This window comes from Methylobacterium sp. Leaf106 (assembly GCF_001422895.1).
Classification (GTDB): Bacteria; Pseudomonadota; Alphaproteobacteria; order Rhizobiales; family Beijerinckiaceae; genus Methylobacterium; species Methylobacterium bullatum.
The window spans coordinates 1-6,036 of record NZ_LMNB01000025.1; the positions used below are offsets into that span (position 1 = coordinate 1).

Below are 6,036 nucleotides of genomic sequence, written 5' to 3' on the forward strand. Positions count from 1 at the left end.
GAACACCCTGGCGCGGGGTGGAGCAGCCCGGTAGCTCGTCAGGCTCATAACCTGAAGGTCACAGGTTCAAATCCTGTCCCCGCAACCAAACACACCAGACACAACACCACACGCAAAAGCCCGCAGCGTCAAACGCCGCGGGCTTTGCCGTGTCAAATGACATATCTAAACTGTACGCCTTCGGTGAAGGCCGCGTTCGTGGTCCCGGCGGTGTGTCAGGCGGCGATCTGCCGGCGCTGAGGCTGGGTCCAGTTCCACGGCAGCAGATCGTCGATACGCCTGGCGGGATGGTCGGGTAGCCGCGTGAGCACGTCGGCGAGCCAGGCCTGGGGGTCGATGCGATTGAGCTTGGCGGTTTCGATCAGCGTGTAGAGGGCAGCGGTACGATGACCGCCCGCATCCGATCTGGCGAAGGTCCAGTTGCGGCGGCCCACCGCGATGGGACGGATGGAGCGTTCGGCAGCATTGTTCGACAGGCAGATCCGTCCGTCGTCGAGGAACCAGGTGAAGGCGGTCCAGCGCTTGAGCAGGTAATCGATCGCCGCTGCCGTGGGAGCCTTGGCCGAGAGCTTGGCGCGGTTCTCCCGCAGCCACGCCTCCAGGTCGGCAACGAGGGCGGCCGAGCGAATGCTTCGGTGCGCGCGGCGTTCATCGGGGGCAAGACCGTTGGCGGCGCGCTCGATGGCGAAGATCGCATCGATCCGCGTCACGGCCTCGATGGCGATCGGGGCCTTCTTCAGATCGGCCAGCTCGAAGAACTTGCGTCGGGCATGGGCCCAGCAGGCCGCCTCGCGGATCGGCCCCGGCTGGCGGCCTGGGTCGTACAGCCGGCCGAACCCGGAGAAGGCGTCCGCCTGCACGATGCCGTGGAAGTCGCCGAGCCAAGTCTCGGCATGCGCGCCGGAGCGGTCGGGGGAATAGAAGTAGGCCGCGGCCGGCGGCTCGGGTCCACCGAAGGGGCGGTCGTCGCGCACCACCGTCCAGAGCCGGCCGGTGCGGGTCTTCCCCTTGGCCAAGACCGGCACCGGCGTATCGTCGAGATGGAGGCGCTCGGCTCCCCGGACATGGGCTTCGATCCGGGCGACCAGGGGCGACAGGGCGGTGGTGACGGCCCCGACCCAGCCGGCCAGGGTCGAGACGTCGATCGGCACGCCTTCATGCGTGAAGCGCTGGCTCTGCCGATGCAGCGGCAGATGCCAAGCCGAACTTGGCCATCATCACCTCGGCCAGGAGGTTCGGCCCCGCCCGGCCCCGCGGGATCGGATGGAAGGGGGCCGGGGTCTGCGCGATAGTCTCGCAGTCGTTGCAGGAGAAGCGCTCGCGCACGTGCTGGATCACGACCCAGCGCGCCGGGATCCGCTCCAGGGTCTCGGTGACGTCCTCGCCGAGAGGGCGCAGGCGCACCCCGCCACAGCAGGCGCAGGTCGTCGGGCCGGGATGGACGATGCGCTCGCGCGGCAGGTGCTCGGGGAGAGACCGGCGGGCGGGCTTGCGCCGCGAGGAAGCCGCACCAGGGAGCGCCTCCGGCTCGGCCGCCACCTGCGCGTTCGTCTCGGCGAGCGTTTCCTCCAGATTCTCTAGGACGAGTTCGAGCTGGTCGATCCGGGCGCTGCGTTCCGAGGAGGTCCCGAAGCGCTCCCGCCGCAGCCGGGCGACCTCCAGCTTCAGCCGTTCGACCGCGATTTCGGACGCGAGCCGCGCCGCCCGCTCGGCCAGGATCATGGCGTGAGCGGCAGCGAGATCGGTGGGAAGCGGCGGGGGCTCAGGCGCGTTCGGCACACACTGAGAAGAGCATATTCCTCAGCCTCTGTAACGCGTTATCCTCAGCCGACGGCGCTCGGACGCCAGCTTGTCTGCGGCATTCGCCAGTCGATGCCCGAGAGTAGGTAGCCGAGCTGCGCCGTGGAGATCGTCACGGCTCCGTCCGCCACCGACGGCCACAGGAAGCGGCCGCGGTCGAGCCGCTTGGTGTACAGGCACGCGCCCTGGCCATCGTGCCAGATTACCTTGATCAGGTCGCCGCGCCGCCCCCGGAAGACGAACAGGTGCCCGGAATGAGGATCGCGTTTGAGCGTCTCCTGGACGATCAGCCCGAGGCTGGAAAAGCCCTTGCGCATGTCGGTGTGGCCGGTGGCCAGCCAGACCCGGACGTTGGCCGGCAGCGGGATCATCGACCCTCCAGGGCATCGAGCACCCGGCGCAGCGCCGCGGCATCAACGTTCCGGTCGACCGTGAGACGCCGACCATCGCCGAGATCGATCGCCATGACACCGGTCTTGCGCCGCGCTCGGCGGGGCAGAGCCTGAACACCAGGATCCTTCGACTGCAAAGCCGGAACTGCCGGCGACGGCTCCGGGGTGGTCGCGACGGGCACGAAGACCGGGGCCTGCTCGTCCCCGCCCAAACGGCCTTCCCGAGCCTGGCGTCGCCACGTGAACAGCAGGCCCTGGGCGATCCCGTGCCGGCGCGCCACCGAACACACCGACACTTCCGCCTCGTACGAAGCTTCGACGATCCGCGCCTTATCCTCGAACGACCAGCGCCGCCGCCGTTCGGCCCCCTCAAGCACCTCGACCCGCTGACCTTAACGCCAGCATTAAGATCAGGCTTCAGCCCGGTGCGCGATGCCGTCGACCGCGACCATCACCGGACACGTACTCTAAACTCAGCGGGAACGTATCACAAGCAGGCGAGCCAACTATCTAAGGCGTTGAGAATGGCACGTCTTCATTGCATAGCTCAAATCGAGATGCCCGCGAGGGTGTCTTTGGTTGCAATGCTCTAAGAGGACAAAATCCGATCATGAGAGTTTCGACCCTACGACGCGGCTTTCTCGGAATGTGGCTTCCGCTCCTCTTTACGCCGATGCTGGGCGGATCGGTGCAAGCCGCCAGCGATGCGCGCATTACCGGTTTGTGGAAGCTCGTCTCCTACGAAGTCGAGGTCCGCTCCACCGGAAAAACGATTCCAGTCATGGGTGCCCATCCGGCGGGATTCGCTTATTTCACGCCCGAGGGGAGGGTGTTCTTCAACCTCACCGGCGAGGGTCGGAAGCCTGCGGTCAGCGACAAGGAGCGCGCCGCTCTTCTCGACACCATGGTTTCCTATACTGGCCGTTTTACCGTCACGGGAAATCAGTGGACTGCCAAGCTCGACGCAGCGTGGAATCCTGCTTGGGTCGGAACGGAACAGACGCGGTCTTTCGAGATCAATGGAGCGCGCCTTCGTGTCCTGACCCCGTGGCGCGTCATGCCGAACTGGGCAGAGGAGGGTGAGACTCGCAGCATCGTCACTTTCGAGCGCGCGGCCGACAGTTGACGTCCCGCGCTCACGCCGCCTGAACGGCGGCGCTTCCTCCGGGACCTTCCTTGGAAACCTGAGCCACAGCCTCGCGCAGGGTCGAGAGATCGGCGTCCGCGCGGGTGCCGAACGTCGACAGGTGTCGGCGATAGGCACGCGCCCCAGGGCGCCCGTTGAACAGTCCGAGCATATGGCGGGTGAGCGTGTGCAGGCGGATACCGTTTCCCAAGGCTTCAGCGATGGTCGGTGCGAAAGCCTCGACAGCCTCGAAGGCATCCGCCACGGGGGCCGCTTCTCCAAAAACCCGGTGGTCCACGTCGAGCAGCAGGGCCGGCTCGTTATAGGCTGCGCGCCCCATCATCACACCGTCCACGACGGTGAGTTGGGTCAGCGTGTCGTCGATCGTGGCGATGCCACCGTTGATAGCGATCGGCAGAGACGGGCGCTTCTGTTTCAGCCGCGCGACACGCCCGTAATCGAGGGGGGGGACATCGCGGTTCTCTTTCGGCGACAGACCCTGCAGCCAAGCCTTGCGGGCATGGACGATGAGCCCGTCGACTCCCGCCTGCGTCACGGCATCGACCAGCGAATCCAGGGCGACCTCCGTATCCTGATCGTCGACCCCGATGCGGCACTTCACCGTGACCGGCACCGAGATGGCGGCCTTCATGGCCGCCACGCACTCGCCGACGAGGCTCGGGTCTCGCATGAGGCATGCGCCGAAGCGGCCATCCTGAACCCGGTCCGAGGGACAGCCTACATTTAGATTGATCTCGTCGTAGCCGAATCCCTCCGCGATGCGTGCTGCCTTCGCAAGATCGCTGGGTACCGAACCCCCGAGTTGGACGGCGACCGGATGCTCCCGCGCCGAGAAACCGAGCAAACGCGTCCTGTCGCCGTGAAGAACGGCATTGCTCGTCACCATCTCAGTATAGAGCCGGGCACGGCGCGACAGGACACGGTGGAACGACCGGCAATAGCGGTCGGTCCAATCCATCATCGGCGCGACGGAAAATCGGTACGGACTGAAATCGTTGGTTTTTTCTTCGGCGTCAGACACTTCGCTGCCATTTCATCCTGTACCCAATTCTACTCAAACGGGCTCGATACGCCTAAATCGTTGTCCAATTTACAGCATTGCTGTGAGAGTTCGAGCCATGCTGTAACCAGCTGTGGGGCGCTATGGGAACCATTCTTGAGCGGAAGCTGCGGCACGGTTCCTAGCTCTTTCCAGCCGTATTGGGGCGCGAAGATGAATTTCTGCAGGAACGGTTTTTGACCCGCCCGGCTCACGCCGAAGCGGGTTTTAGTCCTAAATCGGAACGGCGTCTTGGCGTAAATCCGTAAACGGCAAGTATTGCCAGCATCGTGAGTAGCCGAGGGGAAGTCATAGAAAAACGCGAAGGTTAACAGCCGATATAAATCACGGTGATCCAGATCATGATCGCAAGCACGAACGGGTTCACCGGGTGTCCATCCGTCTTCTCCTCGAGTCAGGCCGCCGTCAGGGCGGAGGAGCGCGGTCACGGGCGAAGACCAGGCGGGTTTATACCTGACCGCGCAATCCGTCGGCTGCCGTCTGCGCCTCGCTGGCAAAGCATAGAGCGCCCTCCACCATCGGCTTCATGGCCTGGGCCGGGGGCCTCCTTCGGGGCGCGCTTGCGGAGCAGGGCGAACATGCCGCCGAGGGCATCGACCACGCGAGCGGTAGAGAGGCCTATCTCTCCGGGATCGCCAGTAAAGGCCAGAGGATGCATATCTCCGACGAGCTTGGTAATTTCTACGGACGAGTTTCGCAGGCGCTCGTTCTCTTCTCCGCCGTGCGGATCATTCGGGAAGAGGCCAAGCGCCAAAGCGCGCTGTTGGCCGCAATCGAGCGTGAGTCGGCAATTGAGGACCGAAAGCACGGCAGCGATGCGCATACTTAGCTTTGGTACGCCTCGTGCGCGGGCGATCCTACCCTCTTCAACTTTCAAACTTTCAGCCCCCGCCCGGTGAAAACCGGAGCGGGGTTTTCTTGATGCGCCGTTGCTCGGCAGTGTCTGCTAATCAGTAGCCGCGATAAAACGGACGGCCATAGGGGCGAGCGTAAGGCCTACCATAGCCACCTGGGCCGTAGAAGCGGCGGCCGCCGTGATTGATAGAGCCGTTGCCGCGGCACCGACCGGTGAACCGATCCGGGTAATAGCCGAGCCCACAATAGCCGGCCGCCTTGGCAACAAGCCCGTCCTCCGACGCGCCCGCAACCGGTGCCGCGGCGGCGATTGGAGCGGACTGAGCAACACTGCCGAAGCCAATGGCGCTGGCCACGACTGCAATTGCTGAGAGCATTCTGAACGTCATCGTTTCTATCCGTAAAGGCCTTTGGCCGGGCAGTTCGGTGTGCCCAAGCTGTCGCCTGGAAGAACCTACACCAACTCGATGAATGCTGCCTGACGGGCATGGACCCTCGACCCGCCCGGCTCATGCCGCGGCGGATTTTTCATTTAACCCTCAATCACGCATGCGCCGTCGGCAGTTCCGATACCGGTGTCGTGTAGCGCAGGCTGCGCATCTCGAATTTCGTCGACCACGTTCGCTTTTTCTTTAAGCCCGCCTGGGCTGGCACGACAGCGCCGCGTCCGAAGCGGTGATTGGACTCGTCCTGATCCTCTCCCGATTTTGCGGACACGGTGGTTAGCTCGCGTTCCGCTCGGCTTGCTCGGGGGTGATGTAGCCGAGAGCCGAATGGATGCG

Annotated in this window: 9 protein-coding genes and 1 tRNA gene; 3 read left to right on the top strand and 7 right to left on the bottom strand. The window is 64.5% G+C overall.

What is annotated here, in order from left to right; all coding sequences use genetic code 11:
* The first annotated feature begins 11 nt into the window (after positions 1-11).
* Positions 12-88: transfer RNA gene (locus ASF34_RS15400), tRNA-Met, on the top strand.
* A 127-nt stretch (positions 89-215) separates the two neighbouring features.
* On the opposite strand, the gene tnpC is transcribed toward ASF34_RS15400, so the two are convergent.
* From tnpC to tnpA, 3 genes are all read right to left on the bottom strand, one after another.
* Positions 216-1,722, bottom strand: a protein-coding gene (gene tnpC / locus ASF34_RS15405; RefSeq protein ID WP_244479011.1) for an IS66 family transposase whose coding sequence is annotated in 2 segments (ribosomal slippage) — positions 216-1,199 and positions 1,201-1,722 — 1,506 coding nt in all. Because the reading frame shifts where the segments join, the coding sequence is not laid out codon by codon here.
* A 101-nt stretch (positions 1,723-1,823) separates the two neighbouring features.
* Entirely contained in the window at positions 1,824-2,171 is a 348-nt protein-coding gene (gene tnpB / locus ASF34_RS15410; RefSeq protein WP_056162161.1) for an IS66 family insertion sequence element accessory protein TnpB, read from the bottom strand.
* Positions 2,168-2,569, bottom strand: coding sequence for an IS66-like element accessory protein TnpA (tnpA, locus tag ASF34_RS15415; RefSeq protein ID WP_056162163.1), 402 nt, complete (start codon positions 2,567-2,569; stop codon positions 2,168-2,170). Before tnpA ends, tnpB begins: the two co-directional genes overlap by 4 nt.
* A gap of 296 nt (positions 2,570-2,865) precedes the next feature.
* Between tnpA and ASF34_RS15420 the strand changes: the two genes are divergently transcribed.
* Complete coding sequence (locus ASF34_RS15420; protein WP_026175666.1) at positions 2,866-3,318, top strand: lipocalin-like domain-containing protein; 453 nt, start codon at positions 2,866-2,868, stop codon at positions 3,316-3,318.
* 10 nt (positions 3,319-3,328) lie between these two features.
* Here the strand turns inward: ASF34_RS15420 and dusA are convergent, their stop codons facing one another.
* Together dusA and ASF34_RS22825 are read right to left on the bottom strand one after the other, a co-directional pair.
* Positions 3,329-4,360, bottom strand: coding sequence for a tRNA dihydrouridine(20/20a) synthase DusA (gene dusA / locus ASF34_RS15425; RefSeq protein ID WP_082494195.1), 1,032 nt, complete (start codon positions 4,358-4,360; stop codon positions 3,329-3,331).
* Positions 4,361-4,389: 29 nt separating this feature from the next.
* Positions 4,390-4,827: a hypothetical protein gene (locus ASF34_RS22825; RefSeq protein ID WP_156465737.1), complete on the bottom strand. Its 438-nt coding sequence runs from the start codon at positions 4,825-4,827 to the stop codon at positions 4,390-4,392.
* A gap of 98 nt (positions 4,828-4,925) precedes the next feature.
* Between ASF34_RS22825 and ASF34_RS23010 the strand changes: the two genes are divergently transcribed.
* On the top strand, positions 4,926-5,228 hold the full coding sequence (locus tag ASF34_RS23010; RefSeq protein WP_018042297.1) for a hypothetical protein: 303 nt from the start codon (positions 4,926-4,928) through the stop codon (positions 5,226-5,228).
* Positions 5,229-5,349: 121 nt separating this feature from the next.
* On the opposite strand, the gene ASF34_RS22835 is transcribed toward ASF34_RS23010, so the two are convergent.
* Together ASF34_RS22835 and ASF34_RS22370 are read right to left on the bottom strand one after the other, a co-directional pair.
* Entirely contained in the window at positions 5,350-5,643 is a 294-nt protein-coding gene (locus ASF34_RS22835; protein WP_156465739.1) for a hypothetical protein, read from the bottom strand.
* Positions 5,644-5,797: 154 nt separating this feature from the next.
* Positions 5,798-6,036: DUF4113 domain-containing protein (locus tag ASF34_RS22370; RefSeq protein ID WP_156465740.1), on the bottom strand; the 239-nt coding region annotated here is incomplete at its 5' end.

Bases quoted from the DNA above. Each gene is read 5' to 3' on its own strand.
- tnpB (WP_056162161.1), bottom strand. From the start codon at position 2,171: ATGATCCCGCTGCCGGCCAACGTCCGGGTCTGGCTGGCCACCGGCCAC.
- ASF34_RS22835 (WP_156465739.1), bottom strand. From the start codon at position 5,643: ATGACGTTCAGAATGCTCTCAGCAATTGCAGTCGTGGCCAGCGCCATT.
- ASF34_RS15420 (WP_026175666.1), top strand. From the start codon at position 2,866: ATGCTGGGCGGATCGGTGCAAGCCGCCAGCGATGCGCGCATTACCGGT.
- ASF34_RS23010 (WP_018042297.1), top strand. From the start codon at position 4,926: ATGGCCTGGGCCGGGGGCCTCCTTCGGGGCGCGCTTGCGGAGCAGGGC.